The 16,795-nt window shown below is 64.5% G+C and carries 17 protein-coding genes; 12 read left to right on the top strand and 5 right to left on the bottom strand.

What is annotated here, in order from left to right:
- The first annotated feature begins 80 nt into the window (after positions 1-80).
- Positions 81-710, top strand: a complete 630-nt coding sequence (locus RN629_RS02490; protein WP_407033680.1) for a PadR family transcriptional regulator — start codon at positions 81-83, stop codon at positions 708-710.
- Complete coding sequence (locus RN629_RS02485; protein WP_407033679.1) at positions 707-1,021, top strand: DUF2218 domain-containing protein; 315 nt, start codon at positions 707-709, stop codon at positions 1,019-1,021. The genes RN629_RS02490 and RN629_RS02485 overlap by 4 nt, the downstream gene beginning before the upstream one ends.
- Here the strand turns inward: RN629_RS02485 and RN629_RS02480 are convergent.
- The gene (locus RN629_RS02480; protein ID WP_407033678.1) at positions 1,001-2,146 is read right to left on the bottom strand and encodes a glycosyltransferase family 4 protein; all 1,146 of its coding nucleotides are present in this window, start codon (positions 2,144-2,146) and stop codon (positions 1,001-1,003) included. The genes RN629_RS02485 and RN629_RS02480 overlap by 21 nt on opposite strands.
- Before the next feature lie 97 nt (positions 2,147-2,243).
- Between RN629_RS02480 and radA the strand changes: the two genes are divergently transcribed.
- From radA to mazG, 10 genes are read left to right on the top strand one after another with little or no spacing between them, the layout of a single operon-like run.
- Positions 2,244-3,617: a DNA repair protein RadA gene (gene radA, locus RN629_RS02475; protein WP_407033677.1), complete on the top strand. Its 1,374-nt coding sequence runs from the start codon at positions 2,244-2,246 to the stop codon at positions 3,615-3,617.
- A gap of 48 nt (positions 3,618-3,665) precedes the next feature.
- Positions 3,666-4,220, top strand: a complete 555-nt coding sequence (locus RN629_RS02470; protein WP_407033676.1) for a CvpA family protein — start codon at positions 3,666-3,668, stop codon at positions 4,218-4,220.
- Positions 4,217-4,654, top strand: a complete 438-nt coding sequence (locus RN629_RS02465) for an iron-sulfur cluster assembly scaffold protein (protein WP_407033675.1) — start codon at positions 4,217-4,219, stop codon at positions 4,652-4,654. Before RN629_RS02470 ends, RN629_RS02465 begins: the two co-directional genes overlap by 4 nt.
- Positions 4,654-6,402 carry a cation:proton antiporter domain-containing protein gene (locus tag RN629_RS02460; protein WP_407033674.1) on the top strand — a complete coding sequence of 583 codons (1,749 nt, stop codon included), beginning with the start codon at positions 4,654-4,656 and terminating at the stop codon, positions 6,400-6,402. Before RN629_RS02465 ends, RN629_RS02460 begins: the two co-directional genes overlap by 1 nt.
- Before the next feature lie 2 nt (positions 6,403-6,404).
- A complete protein-coding gene (locus RN629_RS02455; RefSeq protein WP_407033673.1) occupies positions 6,405-6,734 on the top strand; it encodes a DUF423 domain-containing protein in 330 nt (109 codons plus the stop codon).
- A 45-nt stretch (positions 6,735-6,779) separates the two neighbouring features.
- The gene (gene metG / locus RN629_RS02450; RefSeq protein WP_407033672.1) at positions 6,780-8,336 is read left to right on the top strand and encodes a methionine--tRNA ligase; all 1,557 of its coding nucleotides are present in this window, start codon (positions 6,780-6,782) and stop codon (positions 8,334-8,336) included.
- Entirely contained in the window at positions 8,336-9,112 is a 777-nt protein-coding gene (locus RN629_RS02445; protein WP_407033725.1) for a TatD family hydrolase, read from the top strand. The genes metG and RN629_RS02445 overlap by 1 nt, the downstream gene beginning before the upstream one ends.
- Complete coding sequence (locus tag RN629_RS02440) at positions 9,109-9,873, top strand: MBL fold metallo-hydrolase (protein WP_407033671.1); 765 nt, start codon at positions 9,109-9,111, stop codon at positions 9,871-9,873. The genes RN629_RS02445 and RN629_RS02440 overlap by 4 nt, the downstream gene beginning before the upstream one ends.
- A complete protein-coding gene (locus tag RN629_RS02435; RefSeq protein WP_407033670.1) occupies positions 9,870-10,442 on the top strand; it encodes a retropepsin-like aspartic protease family protein in 573 nt (190 codons plus the stop codon). The genes RN629_RS02440 and RN629_RS02435 overlap by 4 nt, the downstream gene beginning before the upstream one ends.
- A 59-nt stretch (positions 10,443-10,501) precedes the next feature.
- The gene (mazG, locus tag RN629_RS02430; RefSeq protein ID WP_407033669.1) at positions 10,502-11,239 is read left to right on the top strand and encodes a nucleoside triphosphate pyrophosphohydrolase; all 738 of its coding nucleotides are present in this window, start codon (positions 10,502-10,504) and stop codon (positions 11,237-11,239) included.
- Here the strand turns inward: mazG and hflX are convergent.
- The 4 genes from hflX to RN629_RS02410 all read right to left on the bottom strand — a co-directional run bounded on the left by hflX (position 11,220) and on the right by RN629_RS02410 (position 16,774).
- Complete coding sequence (hflX, locus tag RN629_RS02425; protein ID WP_407033668.1) at positions 11,220-12,512, bottom strand: GTPase HflX; 1,293 nt, start codon at positions 12,510-12,512, stop codon at positions 11,220-11,222. The genes mazG and hflX overlap by 20 nt on opposite strands.
- Positions 12,509-13,003 carry an RNA chaperone Hfq gene (gene hfq, locus RN629_RS02420; protein WP_407033667.1) on the bottom strand — a complete coding sequence of 165 codons (495 nt, stop codon included), beginning with the start codon at positions 13,001-13,003 and terminating at the stop codon, positions 12,509-12,511. The genes hflX and hfq overlap by 4 nt, the downstream gene beginning before the upstream one ends.
- 141 nt (positions 13,004-13,144) lie before the next feature.
- Positions 13,145-14,521 (bottom strand): nitrogen assimilation response regulator NtrX, encoded by a 1,377-nt coding sequence (gene ntrX / locus RN629_RS02415; RefSeq protein WP_407033666.1) that lies wholly within the window; start codon positions 14,519-14,521, stop codon positions 13,145-13,147.
- 6 nt (positions 14,522-14,527) lie between these two features.
- The gene (locus RN629_RS02410; protein ID WP_407033665.1) at positions 14,528-16,774 is read right to left on the bottom strand and encodes a sensor histidine kinase NtrY-like; all 2,247 of its coding nucleotides are present in this window, start codon (positions 16,772-16,774) and stop codon (positions 14,528-14,530) included.
- Positions 16,775-16,795 lie beyond the last annotated feature (21 nt).

Here is a 16,795-nt window from a genome sequence, read left to right as displayed (position 1 = left end):
CGACTCTTAAGATCTATCGTGAGCTATCTTGACTCCCAGGCCCTGCGATATATCTTGACCATATCGATCAGGAGATAGTGATGCGACATCATCAAAGTCATGCGCACGGGCACGGCTTTTACGCCATGCGCCGCCATTTCGCCGCGGCAGCCCACGAAGGATGGTTCCAGGGCCCGCGCGGTGGACGTCACGGGCCCTTTGGCGGCAACTGGTTTGGCGCAGGCGAGCGACCCGGCGGCGGGCGGCGGGGGCGGATGTTCGACGGCAGCGAGCTTCGTCTCGTTCTGCTGAAGCTGATCGCCGACGAACCCCGTCATGGCTATGACTTGATCCGCGCGATCGAAACACTGACTGGGGGTGCCTATGTGCCCAGCCCCGGCGTCATCTATCCGACGATCACGCTGCTCGACGAAATGGGCTTCATTGAGGAACAGCAATCGGACGGCGCGAAGAAGCGTTTCGCCGTGACCGAGACGGGCCGAAGCCATCTTGCGGACAAGGCGGAGCAGGTCGAAGCGCTCATGGCCCGGCTCCGGGCGCTCGGCGAGCATCGCGAACGCGTCGACTCCGCCCCGATCCGACGGGCGATGGGCAGTTTGCGGGTCGCGCTGGGCGAACGCCTCGGGCGGGACGATGTGTCGCAGGATGCGTTGTACCAGATTGCCGGTTGGATCGACGAACTGGCCCAGAAAGTGGAGCGTTTGAAATGAGTATGTCCAGAACTCGGGTCGCGACTCCTTCGGCCAGTCGCTATCTGCAACAGTTGGCCAAGCACTGGAGCCACAAGATGGAGGTGGCCTTCACCCCCGAGGACGCGACGATCACCTTCCCCGACGGCTCCCGGCTGGAGATGCAGGCGGACAATACGGCTTTGCACCTCCTCCTGACCGTTCCCGACGATAGCGACGCAGCCAGGATGCAGGACATCGTGGCGCGGCATATTGATCGCTACGCCTTTCGCGAGGCGCCGCTGACCTTCGACTGGCAGACGCCGGGCGGATCAGCCGTGATCGGCGCGTAACAGGCGATAGCTTTCCAGCACCGCCTCGTTCACCTTGTCCCATCGATAATCGGCGACGCGGGTCCGTCCCGCTTCGCTGAACCTGCGGCGCAGATCGGCGTCGGTGGCGATCCGCGCGATCGCCTCGGCATAGCCGGCGATATCGCGTGGCTCGACCAGATAGCCGGTCTCGCCATCGACCACCAGGTCCATCGCCCCCGTCGCGTTGGCGGCCACGACGGGGACGCCGGCGGCCATCGCCTCGGTGGTGACGTTGCCAAACGTCTCCGTGACGCTGGGGTTGAAGAAAACATCCATAGAGGCGACCGCGCGGCCCAGATCATTGCCGGTCTGATAGCCCGCGAACACCGCGCCCGGCGTCACCCGCTCGAACCAGTCTTGCGCGGGGCCCTTGCCGATCACCAACACCCGGTGCGCGACGCCACGGCGGCGCAATTCGGCCAGAACCTCGGCAAAGACATCGAGGCCCTTTTCCTTCACGAGCCGGCCGAGGAAGCCGACCGCCACCTCGTGATCGCCGATGCCCAATGACCGCCGCCATTCCAGGCTCCGGCGAGAGGGCTGGAAGCGATCATGATCGATGCCGCGCGACCAGATGTCCATCGGCGGCGTCACTCCCCAGCCACGCAACAGCGCGATCATGCTGGGACTGGGCGCGACGATGCGATCGAACTTGTTGTAGAAGCGGGTCAGCAGCTTGATGATCGCAGGCTCGACAAAGCCCAGGCCATAATAGCGCGGATAGGTCTCGAACCGGGTATGGACCGAGGCGAGCGAGGCAATGCCGTGCTCGCGCGCCCAGCGCACCGCCGCATGGCCGAGAAATTCCGGGGCGGAGACGTGCACGATATTGGGGGCGAACGCCTCCAGATCGCGCCGGACCTTGGCAGGTAGGCCACGCCCCAGCTTATAGTCGGAACGAAAGGGCAGCGGAATGGCGGGAACATCGACCAGATCGCCGACGGGTGGGAAGGCGGGGGTCGAGGAAGTCGGCGAATAGACGCGCACCGCCACGCCCCGGTCGAGCAGATGACCGACAAGCAGATTGAGCGTCTGGTTCGCGCCGTCGCGCGTGTAATTATAGTTGCCGCTGAACAGGGCAACGCGAAACTGGTCTGGGGTCATGGAAGCCGCCCCATAGCCGGGTCCGATGCCGCTGACCACCATTCGCGAACGACGAGACGATGTTCCATTTTCGTTCCTATGGCGCTAGAAGCGCGTCATGGCCAAGATCCAAAAGCGTTTCGTCTGCCAATCCTGCGGCTCGGTCTCGTCGCGCTGGCAGGGGCAATGCCCCGATTGTTCGGAATGGAACACCATCCTGGAGGAAGCGCCGTCCCAGGCCACGCCCTTCTCCGCCAAGCATAATCTTCAGGGCGGCGGACGCGCGATCCAGCTGGTCGGGCTTGATGCCGACATCGCGCTGCCCGAACGGATGCAGACGGGGATCGCCGAACTGGACCGCGCGCTGGGCGGTGGGTTCGTCGAGGGTTCGGCGACGCTGATCGGCGGCGATCCCGGCATCGGCAAGTCGACGCTGTTGCTCCAGGCGGCGGCGCGACTGGCGATGGCGGGGCGGTCGGTCGCCTATGTCTCGGGCGAAGAAGCGGCGGACCAGGTCCGGCTACGAGCCCGGCGGCTGGGGCTGGGCCAGGCGCCGGTGAGACTGGCGGCGGCGACGTCGGTCCGCGACATCCTGACGACGCTGTCGATCGGGACCCCGCCGGCGCTGCTGGTGATCGATTCGATCCAGACCATGCATTCCGACCTGATCGAGGGCGCGCCGGGCACGGTCAGCCAGGTGCGCGCATCGGGGCAGGAACTGATCCGCTTCGCCAAGGAGCGTGGCACCGCGCTGGTCTTGGTCGGCCATGTCACCAAGGACGGCTCGATCGCTGGCCCACGCGTGCTGGAGCATATGGTCGACACCGTGTTGGCGTTCGAGGGGGAGCGCAGCCACCAATATCGTATCCTGCGCGCGATCAAGAACCGCTTTGGCGGAACGGACGAGATCGGCGTGTTCGCGATGCAGACCGAAGGGCTGACCGAGGTCGGCAATCCCTCTTCGCTGTTCCTGACCAATCGCGAAGAGGGGATGACCGGCGCGACGGTGTTCCCGGCGCTGGAGGGCACGCGGCCGGTGCTGGTGGAAATCCAGGCGCTGACGGTCCGGCTGGCATCGGGGGCCACGCCCCGGCGTGCGGTCGTCGGTTGGGATACCGGGCGCTTGGCGATGATCCTGGCGGTGCTGGAGGCGCGGTGCGGGCTGAGCTTTTCGTCGGCCGAAGTCTATCTGAACATCGCTGGCGGCTACCGGGTACAGGACCCGGCCGCCGATCTGGCCGTGGCGGCCGCACTGGTCTCAGCCCTGTCCGAGCGCCCGGTGCCCGCCGAAGCGATCGTATTTGGCGAAATCGCCTTGTCGGGTGAAATCCGCACCGTGGCACATGGTCCCTTGCGGCTGAAGGAGGCGGCCAAGCTGGGGTTTGAGAAGGCGATCGTGCCACGCGCTATGGCCGGAGATGACGGTGGCATGGGCATGACCGGCTTCCGCACGCTGGCCGAGTTCGTTGACCATATGCTGGGGCGCGGGTAGCGACGGACTATCGCCGCCCATGCCGGGCGGAAAGATTGGACACAGGCGTTGACGGCCCTTGATATCCTCGTCCTGATCGCGGTCTTCGGCGCGGCGATTCAGGGTTTCCTTCGCGGTTTCGTGACCGAGGTGCTGGCGCTGTTCGCCTGGGTGGCGATCGTGGCGGCGCTCAAGCTGTTCCATATTCCGCTGGCCCAGGGTTTGATGGGCGTGGTCGGCACTGTTTCGGGCGCCGCCGTGCTGGCCTTCGCGCTGATCGTCGGCGTCACCTATTTTGGCGGCAGGATGGTTGCGCGCGCCATTGGTTCGCGGACCCGGACGTCGGTTCTGGGACCGATCGACCGGGCGCTGGGTTTTGGCTTTGGCGCGCTGAAGGGGCTGATCCTCGCGAGCCTCGTCTTCCTCGTGGTCGCGCTGATGGTCGATACCGTCGGCGGCGGACCGGCGCGCCGTCCCGAATGGATGGTCAAGAGCCGCACGTACAGGCTGCTGAACGCGACCAGCGCGGGAATCGCCGATTTCGTCGATCGCCGCCGCCGCGGCCTGCCCGTATTCGGCGCACCGACCGCGCCCGCCCTATCCCACAGCGAGACCACGCCATGACCGCGCCGCTCTACAATGCCGAGATATTGCGCCTGACCACGGCCATCCCGCACGACCAGCGTCTGGTCGAGCCGATGGCGAGCGTCGAGAAGCGGTCCCCCATTTGCGGCAGCCGGGTGGTCGTGGACGTCAATCTGGACGAAATTGGGCGGGTGGTCGAAATCGGAATGCTGGTTCGCGCCTGCGCGCTGGGCCAGGCCTCGGCGGCGCTGCTGGCGCAGCACATCATCGGGCGGACGCCGGATGAACTGGCGGACGCGCGTGACGGGTTGGCCGACTGGCTGGCGGGCGGGGAGGGGGCTGGGCCCGACTGGCCGGGCCTTGCGGTCTTCACCCCGGCCTTACCCTATAGCGCGCGTCACCCCTCGATCCGGCTCGCCTTTGAGGCGGCGGCGCAGGCCGCCGTTGAAGCACGCGCCGGGATGGCCGTCTGATGCATGGCGAAGCCTCATTGCTGCGCGACGGCGCGATCCTGTTCGGTGTCGGGCTTGCCTTCGTCCTGATCTTCCGGCGATTGGGATTGGGCGCGACGCTGGGCTATCTGATCGCGGGGGCGGTCGTCGGGCCGCATGTGCTGGGCCTCGTCGGCGATGCCGAAGCCAAGTTGGGCATCGCCGAGATCGGGATTACGTTTCTGTTGTTCATCGTCGGGCTGGAGCTGAATCCGGCCCGGCTCTGGCGGATGAAGCATGAGATTTTCGGGCTGGGATTGATCCAGGTCGTGGCCTGCGGGCTGGCGATTTCGGGCATCGTCTTCCTCGCCCATTTCTCGCTCGAAGCCGCGCTTGCGCTGGGGCTGCCGCTCGCGCTTTCCTCCACCGCGCAGGTATTGCCGATGCTTCAGTCGTCAGGCCGTCTGCGCACGCCCTTTGGCGAACGCGCCTTTTCGATCCTGTTGTTCCAGGACCTGTCGATCGTGCCGCTCATCACGATCGTTGCCGCCATGTCGCGCAACCCGGCGGATCATGCCGGACCGCCGGGTTGGATCATGGCGCTGGAGACGGTGGGCGCGATCGTCGGGCTGATCCTGGCGGGGCGATTCCTGCTCCGTCCGCTGTTCCGCCTGATCGGCAATATGGGCGAACGTGAGATGTTCGTCTTTGCCGGGCTGTTCACTGTCGTCGCCAGTGCGGCGGTGATGGAATTGCTCGGCCTGTCGACCGCGCTCGGCGCGTTCATCGCGGGCGTGATGCTGGCCGACAGCCCCTATCGCCATGAACTGGAAGCCGATGTCGAACCCTTTCGTTCGATCCTGCTCGGCCTGTTCTTCCTGGCGGTCGGGATGATGCTCGACCTGCCAGCCATTGCCGAAAGGCCGCTTTTCGTCGCGATCATGGCGCTGGCGTTGATCGCGACCAAGACGGGCGTGGTCGCGTTGATCGGGCTGGCCTTCCGGATGAAATGGCGCGCCGCGCTCGCTTTGGGGCTGCTGATGAGCCAGGGCGGCGAATTCGGTTTCGTATTGTTCGCCCAGGCGCAGCGCGGCTATCTGATCGCGCCCGAGGCGGCGAGCCTGTTCGGGGCGATCATCACCCTGTCGATGGCGACCACGCCGTTCCTGATGCGCCTGACCCGCGGCATTCGCGAAGAGCCGGTCATTACCCGTGGCGGCGAACGGGAAGGGCCGATGACCGATGGTGCCAATGCCCTTATCGTCGGCTATGGCCGATTCGGCCAGACGGTGGCCCAGATGCTGATCGCAAGCGATGTCCCGGTCACGCTGATCGATCGTGATATCGGGATGATCGACATTGCCGCAGAGTTCGGCGCCAAAGTCTATTATGGCGACGGCACCCGGCTCGATCTGCTGAGGCAGGCCGGTGCAGCGGAGGCGGAATTGATCCTATTCTGCCTGGACGACGACCAGATCACGCTGGAGTTCCTGGAAAGCGTCCATGCGGCCTTCCCGAACGCGACAATCCTGGTTCGCGCCTATGACCGGCGCGCGCTGCTCCGCATCAAGGCCGGGCCCGCGGCCCATATCGTGCGCGAAGTCCTGGAATCGGCGATCAAGATGGCGCGGCTGGCCATGGGCAGTCTCAAGATTGACCATGCCGAAATCGATCGCGTGGAATGCATGTACCGCGCCCGCGACAAGGAAAGACTGGCCGCGCAGCTCGAGAGTGGCAATCTGCATGCCGCGCTCGACCGGGTCATTACCCAGGACGAACGAAGGGGCTGACGATGGGATTATTGGCTATGCTCGCGGCGCTTTCCGCCGCCATCGCGATCGCCGCAGGGGCGTTCGGTGCCCATCGGGCGGAAGGGGCGGCCGTCGAATGGCTGCGCACCGGCGGTCATTACCAACTGATCCATGCGGTGGCGGCGCTCGTCGCGCTCCGTTGGGAGATGCGAGGGGTCGCCTGGGCCTTCGTGATCGGCGCTGGGCTTTTCGCGGGCACGCTCTACGCCATGGCCTTTGGCGCACCGCGCTGGCTGGGTGCGATCACGCCGATCGGCGGTACGATCCTGATCATCGGCTGGTTGTGGTTCGCCTGGAAATTGCGCGGCTGAACGGCCGGGCTTCACCTGCGCGGAGTGATGTTCTAGGGGTCGGCCATGGCCGATCCTTTCTACATCACCACCGCAATCCACTATCCCAATGGCCGCCCGCATATCGGCCACGCCTATGAGATGGTCGCCGCCGACGTCATCGCGCGGTTTCAGCGCCAGGCGGGGCGCGACGTCTTGTTTCAGACCGGTACCGACGAACATGGCCTGAAAATGGCGCAGGCGGCGCGCGCGCGCGGTGTTTCGACACGCACATTCGCCGATGAAATGTCCAGCCATTTCCACGTGATGGCAAATAGTCTTGACATATCCTATGATCGGTTTATCCGGACGGTCGATGTGGATCATTATGCTGCCAGCCAGGCGATCTGGCAGGCGATGCGTGACAATGACGATCTGTATCTCGATCGCTACGAAGGCTGGTACTCGGTCCGGGACGAAGCCTTTTACGACGAGAGCGAGTTGACCGTCGCGGAAGACGGCACGAAACTGTCGCCACAGGGCACGCCCGTGGAATGGACCGCGGAGGAAACCTGGTTCTTCCGCCTGTCGAAATATCAGCAGCCGTTGCTTGACCTGTATCGCGACAATCCCGATTTCATTCGCCCGGAAAGCCGCCGCAACGAGGTGATGCGCTTTGTCGAGGGCGGCCTGTCCGACCTGTCGGTCTCGCGCACCAGCTTCGATTGGGGCGTGCCGGTGCCCGACAGTCCCGGGCATGTCATGTATGTCTGGGTCGATGCGCTGACCAACTATCTGACCGGCACCGGCTATCCCGATCCGTCGAGCGATCTGGCGCGTTTCTGGCCCGCCAATCTGCACCTGATCGGCAAGGACATCATCCGCTTCCATACCGTTTATTGGCCAGCCTTCCTGATGTCGGCCAAGCTGCCCTTGCCGCAATCGGTATTCGGCCATGGTTTCCTGCTGCATCGCGGGGAGAAGATGTCCAAGTCGCTGGGCAATGTCGTCGATCCGATGGGCCTGATCGCGGCTTTTGGCGTCGATGCCCTGCGCTATTTCTTCCTGCGTGAGGTGAGCTTCGGCCAGGACGGTTCCTATTCGGCCGAGGCGATCGTGACCCGCGTGAATGCGGAACTCGCCAACAGCTTTGGCAATCTCGCACAGCGGACCTTGTCGTTCATCGCCAAGAATCTCGACGGTGCGTTGCCGGAAGACGGGCGGACCGACCCGGCCGACGCGGCTCTGATCGAGGAAGTGGTGGTGGCCTGTGCCGGGCTGAAGGCCGGCTTCGAAGACCTGCTGCTCAGCCAGGGGATCGAGGCTTGGATGCGCGGTGTCTATGCCTGCAACCAGTATATTGACATTCAGGCACCCTGGTCGTTGCGCAAGACCGATGCGGAACGAATGCATGCCGTGCTGGGAACACTGGTTCGTGCGATCCGGATGCTCGCCATCGCCATCCTGCCGGTGATTCCGCGCGGTGCGGCGCAAGTGCTGGATACGCTGGGGGCCGAGGAGCGCGATCACCAGGCGATCGACGACGATGGCTGGTACGCCCGTCGGCGAGCGGATGGTGCGCCACTGGCGCCCCCCGTCCCGGCCTTTCCCCGCCTGGAAATGCCTGTCGAGGATCAGGAATGATGCTCGCCGACAGCCATTGCCACCTGAACTATAAGGGGCTTGCCGAGGATCAGCCCGCCATTCTGGCGCGGGCACGGGAGCGTGGCGTGACCGCCATGCTCAACATCTCGACCCGTGAGAATGAGTGGGATGCCGTCATCGCCACGGCCGAGCGGGAAGCGGATGTCTGGGCGACGATCGGTATTCATCCGAATGAGGCGGACGCCCATCCGCATATTGACACCGCCAAGCTGGTCGAGCGTGCGGCGCATCCCCGCGTGGTCGGTATCGGCGAAAGTGGGCTCGACTATTATTACGGGCTCAGCGACCGTGATCGCCAGCAAACCAGCTTTCGAGCGCATATCGCCGCATGCCGGGAGACCCGGCTGCCCTTGGTCGTGCATACCCGCGATGCCGAGGCGGATACCGCGGCGATCCTGGCCGAGGAGATGGGGAAGGGGGCCTATCCCGGTGTGATCCACTGCTTCACCGCCAGTGAAGACTTTGCCGACAAGGCATTGGAATTAGGGTTTTATATATCCATTTCGGGTATCGTCACGTTCAAGAACGCGCAGGATCTGCAGGCCACGGCGCGGCGCTTGCCGCTTGACCGTCTGCTGGTCGAAACCGACGCGCCGTTCCTGGCACCGGTGCCCCACCGCGGAAAACGGGGGGAGCCGTCCTTCGTCGCCGATACCGCGAGATTCCTGGCCGAACTGCGCGGTGAGACGGTCGAGCAATTGACCAATGCGACGGCCGAGAACTTCCATCGCCTTTTCGCGAAGACGCGCGCGTGAAGATCCATATCCTCGGTTGCGGCACGTCATCGGGTGTGCCGCGGATCGGGGCGGACTGGGGCGCATGCGATCCGAAAGAGCCGCGCAATCGCCGACGGCGCACGGCGGCCTTGGTCGAACATGGCGCGACCCGCATTCTGATCGATACCGGGCCCGACATGTGCGAACAGTTGCTATCGGCGGATGTCGGCACGGTTGATGCGGTCATCTGGACCCACGACCATGCCGATCACTGTCACGGCATCGACGACCTACGACAAATCTATCACGCGCTGGGCCGGCCGGTGACGGGCTACGCCCGGGCGGCGACGATGGAAGCGCTTGAGAAACGCTTCGGCTATGTGTTCCAGGGGAAGATCGGCTATCCACCCACCGCGACCATCGCGCCGCTCGAAGATGGCCTGGTCATCGGCGACATCCGCGTTCGCGTCGTCGACCAGCCCCATGGTCATATCCAATCCGCCGGATTGCGCTTCGAGTGCGATGGGCGCAGCATCGGCTATGCCACGGATTTTCATGCCATGACGCCAGACATGGAGGCGCTCTACAGCGACCTCGATCTCTGGGTGGTCGACGCGCTTCGGCGCAAACCGCATCCCGCGCATGCCGACCTGCCGAGTGTCCTGGGTTGGATCAGCCAGCTCAGGCCGCGACGAAGCGTCCTGATCCATATGGATCAGTCCATGGACTATCGGACGTTGCGTCGCGAACTGCCGGGGGACGTGGAACCCGCCTATGATGGCATGGACATTACGGTGTGACGACCGATCAGGCGATGGATGTCGTCTATTACGGGCTGGTCCTGTTGCTGCCGCTCAGCGCACTTGCCGCGCGGCGCATTCCGATGAAGCAGACCTTGATAATCGCATCGATCTGGGTTGCGATTTTCGCCGGTGGATATCTTTTCGTGGCGCAGCGCGACCGGTTAATGCGCTTGATGCCCGGTTCGACATCGACGGTCGGCACCGCGCGGATCATGATCGGGGCGGACGGCCATTACCGGGCGTCCGTACGGCTCAATGGCGTGGAGCGCCCGATGTTGATCGACAGCGGTGCGGCGACGACCGCGCTGTCGATCGCAACGGCACGCGCCGCCAGAATTCCGATCAATGACAATGGCTTTCCGCGCCTGATCGAAACCGCCAACGGCACCGTGACGGCGCAGCCTGTGACGATCGAGAGGATGGCGATTGGCGATATCGTCCTGCATGATGTCGACGCGGTCGTGTCACCATCCTTCGGCGAACAGGATGTAATCGGGATGAACGTTCTCAACCGGATGAACACATGGCGCGTCGAGGGTGGAACGCTCATTCTAGACACGCGATGACGTTCCAATGCAGCAATATTTTACATAATATATATTATCGATCTTGAGGATATCGAAGGATGGGCCGTCTTTTGACCATCATGCAACGCCTGCGCGATCCGCAGCATGGCTGTGAATGGGATGTTGCGCAGACCTTTGACAGCATTGCGCCCTATACGATCGAGGAAGCATATGAAGTCGCCGACGCCATCGCGCGCCGCGACATGGCGGAGATCAAGGACGAACTGGGCGATCTTTTGCTCCAGGTGGTCTTCCACGCCCAGATCGCCGAGGACATCGGCGCCTTTGACTTCAAGGATGTCGTGACGTCGATCAGTGACAAGATGGAACGCCGCCACCCGCATATCTTTGGCGATGCCGGTCATAGCGGCCATCACCTATGGGAGCAGATCAAAGCGGACGAGCGGCGAGCGAAGGCGGCCAACGGCGCGCTGGATGGTGTCGCACTGGGCCTGCCCGCGCTGTTGCGTGCGGAAAAGCTCCAGAAGCGCGCGGCGCGGACGGGCTTCGACTGGCCGGACGAGGAAGGTCCACGCGCCAAGATCGACGAGGAACTGCGAGAAATTGAGGACGCCGGTCCGGATACCCTGGCCGAGGAATTTGGCGATCTTCTATTCGCCGTGGTCAATTGGGCGCGCCACCGGGGCATCGATCCCGAGGCGGCATTGCGCACCGCCAATGGGAAGTTCGAACGCCGCTTCGCCGCCATGGAGGCCGAGGCGGGCGAAGCATTCGCCGCACTCGACCTCGATAGCAAGGAGGCCCTATGGCAGCGGGTCAAGCACCGCGACGGATGAAACGGTCGTGGTCATTCGGCGACAAGCGGACCTCGTAGACGGCCTCATTGTCTTCGATCGACTGATCCAGCACCTCGCCATGGGCATGGAGCCAGGCGGCTCCTGCCCCATCGGCAGGATCCAGCGCGATCCGGTAACGCCGATGGCCCGAGGTCAGGGCGGCGGCGACCTGCTCGACCAGATCGTCAATCCCCTCACCCGTCATCGCCGACAGCGCGACGATGTTGGGTCGTCGTTCCGCCTCAATCAGCACATCTTCGCGCAAATCGCCTTCGACCAGATCGATCTTGTTCCACGCCTCGAAGCGCGGTGTCTCCGGGGCGACCCCGATCTCGGTCAGTACCGCTTCGACGTCCGCGCGCTGCGCCTCGCTGTCGGGATGCGCGATGTCGCGGACATGGATCAACAAGTCGGCCGACACCACCTCTTCCAGCGTAGCCTTGAAAGCCGCGACCAGTTGGGTTGGCAGGTCGGAGACGAATCCCACTGTGTCCGACAGGATCGCCTTGTCGATCCCCGGGAGCTGGATTTGCCGCAAGGTCGGGTCCAGCGTGGCGAAGAGAAGATCTTTCGCCATGACATCAGCACCCGTCAAGCGATTGAAAAGCGTTGATTTCCCGGCATTGGTATAGCCCACCAGGGCGATGACCGGCCAGGGCGCGCGCTGGCGCCGATCGCGGTGAAGTCCCCGCGTGCGACTGACCTGATCCAACTCCCGCCGCAACCGCGCCATGCGATCCCGGATCATCCGGCGGTCGGCTTCGATCTGAGTCTCGCCGGGACCACCCAGGAACCCGAAGCCACCACGCTGGCGTTCGAGATGGGTCCAGCTTCGGACCAATCGGCCCGCCTGATAATCGAGATGGGCGAGTTCGACCTGCAATCGCCCTTCGGCGGTAGCGGCGCGTTCGCCGAAAATCTCAAGGATCAGTCCGGTCCGGTCGATCACCTTGGCTTCCAGCGCGGTTTCGAGGTTGCGCTGCTGTACCGGGGTCAGCGCGCCGTCGAACACGACGAGTTGCGCGTCTTCCATCCGCACCTGCTGCGCAACCTGCTCGACCTGTCCACTGCCGATCAGCGTGGCCGGCTTGGGCGCGCGGACGCGCAACGCCATCCGCTCCACCACATCCAGGCCGATCGCCATGGCAAGGCCGGCGGTTTCCTCGAGCCGGGCCTCGGCGTCACGCGCCGCGTCACCCTGGTCGGGCAAGACCACGAGGGTTCGCGCACCCCGCGCGAACTCCCCGCGATCACGATCGAATCCGTTGCTCAATCCTCGGTCGATCCTGCCTGCTCCTCGGCCAGGTTCAGCGGCCGGGCGGGCTGAATGGTCGAAACGGCGTGTTTATAGACGAGCTGCGCCATGCCTTCGCGCTGGAGCAGCATGCAGAACAGGTCGAAGCCCGCAATCTGTCCCTGCAGCATCACGCCGTTGATCAGGAACATCGTCACGGGATCTTCCGATTTGCGCACCGCATTCAGGAAGATTTCCTGGAGCAGCAGCGGCTGCTTCTTCTGATGCTCGTTCATGCCTTCGACGATTGCTGCCACGTCGAGCGGGCCGGACGGCATGATGGTGGAGATGGCGTGCTTGTAGATCAGCTGGGACTGGCCGTCACGGCGCAGCAGCACGGAGAAATTGTCGAACCAGGTAACAATACCCTGAAGTTTGACGCCCTTGACGAGGAACATCGTCACCGGGGCCTTGGAACGGCGCAGGGCGTTGAGGAACAGATCCTGCAGCGAACCCGATTTATCGGCCATGGTCTAGACCTTGTTCTTGGCGGATCAGTGCCCGCGGGATGCGCCGTTTTCCGGCGTCGGAACCGCACCCGTGCGCCGGGTGCCGCGATTATCTATGGTCTCGATCGGCATTCGTCCAGAGGCGACCGCCGCTCGCTTCCATCATTCCTCCCGCGTTTCGCTGATCCCGAGCAGCTTGAGCTTCCGGTGGAGCGCGGAACGCTCCATGCCGATGAAGCTGGCGGTGCGCGAGATATTGCCGGAAAAGCGACGGATCTGAACCCGCAGATATTCGCGCTCGAAGCTTTCGCGCGCTTCCCGCAAGGGGGCGCCCATGATCGCGGTCGCGCCGCCGGCCCCCATGTCCGCCCCCTCGCCCAGCACCTCGGCGGGCAGCAGGTCCAGGTCGATCCGGCCGATCCGGTCGCCGGGGGCCAGGATGATCGTCCGCTCGACGACGTTGCGCAACTGGCGGACATTGCCCGGCCAGTCATAGGATTGCATCGCGACCATCGCATCCGGGGCGATCTCCGGCGTTCGCACACGCCGCTCGGCCGCGTAATGCGCCATGAAATGCTCGACGAGCGGAGGGATATCCTCGCGCCGGTCGGCCAGTGACGGGATGGTCACCGGCACGACGTTGAGCCGGTAATACAGGTCCTCGCGGAACCGGCCCTCCGCAATCTCCTGCGTCAGGTCGCGCGCAGTTGCGGAGACGACGCGGACATCGACCTTCACGACGCGGGTGCCACCGACGCGGGTGAAACTCTGGTCGGTCAGGACCCGCAGGATACGGGCCTGCGTCGCGATCGGCATATCGGCAATCTCGTCGAGGAACAGCGTGCCGCCATGCGCCTGTTCGAGCAGCCCGGTGCGGACGAGGTCCCCCCCCTCCTCTACCCCGAACAACTCCTCCTCGACCCGTTCGGGCGTCATGCGCGCCGCGCTGACCACCACGAAGGGGGCATCGGTGCGGTTGCTCCAGCCATGGAGCAGGCGCGCCGCGACCTCCTTGCCGACCCCGGCCGCGCCCATGATGAGAACCCGGCTTCCGGTCGCGGCCACGCGTTTCAAGGTGGCGCGAATGCCGTTGATCGCGCTGGAGGAGCCGGTCAGATCGGTTTCCCGTCCGGCACTGGCGCGAAGCGACGCATTCTCGCGCCGCAGCCGTTCGGTCTCGGTCGCGCGCGCCACCATGAGCAGCAACCGCTCGGCCTCGAAGGGCTTTTCGATAAAGTCCGCCGCCCCCTTGCGGATCGCGGCCACCGCCGTGTCGAGATTGCCATGGCCCGAAATCACCAGGACGGGGATTGAGGGATCGCGCCGCTTGATCTCGTCGAGCAATTCCAGCCCGTCGAGCTTCGATCCCTGGAGCCACACGTCGAGCAGCACGAGGGACGGCCGACGGACCGCCACCGCTTCCAGCGCGGAATCGCTGTCAGCGGCGACGCGGGCCTCATAGCCCTCATCCTCCAGCACGCCCGCGACCAGTTCGCGGATATCGAGTTCGTCGTCCACGACGAGGATGTCCAAAGCCATGATCTTTTAAGTCCGGGTACGAGTCAAAGCGGTCAATTGGCCCTCCCCGGCCAGTTCGGGTTCTGCCCCGCCCTGGTCGAGTGCGGCCAAGGCCCCCGCATCGAACATCATCGACACGATGGTGCCCTGTGGAAGATTGTCGGAAAAGCCGATGGTTCCGGCGTGCTCCTCAATGATCTTGGTGACGATGGCCAGCCCCAGGCCGGTGCCGCGCGCGCGCGTCGTCATATAGGGCTCGACGATCCGATCCCGTTCGGGCGGCAGGCCGACGCCATTGTCGTCGACCGTGATCGATACCATGTGCCCCTGCTGCCCGACACGCATCGTGATCTCGCCGCCCTTCAACCCTTCGGGGCGGGATTCAATGGCCTCTACGGCGTTCTTGACGATGTTGGTCAGCGCCTGGCTCATCTGTCGCCGGTCGCATACCATCATCGGCGCGGGATCGCCCTGCTCGATCGTAAAGCGGATATCGGGATGGCCGACCTCGTGCAGGAACATCACCTGCGCGCAGATGTCGGCAATCGCCTCTTCACGGAACACCGGCTTGGGCATACGCGCGAAGGAGGAAAACTCGTCCACCATGCGCCGCAGGTCCCCGACCTGACGCACGATCGTCTCGGTCAGACGGCCAAAGGTCTCATCCGCCGGTTCCACCACCTTGCCATAGCGGCGCTGGAGGCGCTCGGCGGCCAGCTGGATCGGCGTAAGCGGGTTCTTGATCTCATGCGCGATGCGCCGCGCAACGTCGGACCAGGCCGCGCGACGCTGATCGAGAAGTTGCTGCGTGATGTCGTCGAAGGTCAGGATCGGACCATCCGCCGTCTGTGCGATCCGCACGGCCAGCGTCCGCATGTCGCCGTGAAGCGGCAGTTGCACCGTGGCCTCGCGCCGTCCCTGGTCGAGCAGGGAGTCGAGTTCGGGGGCGACATCGGCGAGCGGACGCCCGATCAGCCGTCCCTGTTCGGTACCCAACAGCAACTCGGCCGAGTTGTTCGCGATCCGCACCGTGCGGTCTGCACCGACCGCGAGAACGCCTGCCGACACGCCCGCCATCACCGCCTCGATCAGCGCGCGGCGATTGTTCAACTGGGCATTGGCGGTCACGAGTTCGGTATTCTGCCGTTCCAACTGGCCGGTCATCTGGTTGAAGGCGTTGGCGAGCGTGCCAAGCTCGTCGCGCGTGCGCGGATCGGGAACGCGCACCGTCAGATCACCCCCGGCGATCCGCCGCGCCGCATCGACCAGTTCACCGACCGGTCGCACCAGGCGATCGGCCACCGCCAGCGCGATCCACACCGCGATGCCGACGATCAGCAGGGCGACCGAGAGCAGCGCAAGGTTGAATTTCAACTGGAGCGAGCGCGCCCGCCCCTGCAATGCGCGATAGCCGTCGACCACATCCTCCGCGGCAAAATGCTGCTGGCTGAGGAAGGCGGCATTCACACTGGTGCCGACATAGAGCATGATACCGTTGCCTTGCGGCAAGGGGGTGACGACCCAGACACGCTGCTCGTTGATCCCGACCTCGGGCCGGTTGGACGCGGTCGCCTGGCCGATCATCTCGGGCGTCACCAGCGCGCGAAACGTCTTGTCCGAAGGCTGGTTGAAGAAATCATAGAATTTGAATCCGCCCTTCTTGTCATGGGAAAAAAGAACGGCCTCCTCCAGGTCGCGGACGATCGTCTGCTGCACCAGATAGTCGTGGAAATCCCGCCGGTTTTCGCGCAGCACCGGCAGGTTGCGGCCCAGATCCTGCGACATGGCCCGGCCGCCCAGCACCCAGCGATTGATGATCTGCTGCTGCGACTCGCGGACGATGGTCATCGCATCGCCAAAGGCCTTGCGCGCGCGATCGGAAATCCAGAACTCGGCCGACGACTGGAACATCATCGACGCCGTCACGACGGTCAGCAGGATGGGCACGCTGGCCGTGAGCGAGAAGATCGCAACCAGATGAACATGCAGGCGGCCACCGCCGCCGACCACGGACTCGGCCGCGCGGCGCATCGCGACCCGGCGCCCCAACAGCATCAGCAGCAGAATGCCCGGCACCAGATTGAGCGCTAGCAACCCGGCGATCACCGGAGGGGCGATCAACCCCTTCGCGTCATGCTGTCCCGCGATGAACCAATAGGTGCCAGCCGCAATCGCGATCGCGGCGACGACCACCGCGACCTCGACCGCCACCGTCACCGCGAACCGGGATCGCAGTGGTCTGATCGCAGTGGCAGGCTGATCGATCGCCAACATCGTTGCAATCGTACAACGTGG

Source organism: Facivitalis istanbulensis (genome assembly GCF_040560405.1).
GTDB classification, from domain to species: Bacteria; Pseudomonadota; Alphaproteobacteria; order Sphingomonadales; family Sphingomonadaceae; genus Sphingomonas; species Sphingomonas istanbulensis.
Note: the sequence above shows the minus strand (reverse complement) of the source record. Positions and strands in the feature narration are given on the sequence as shown.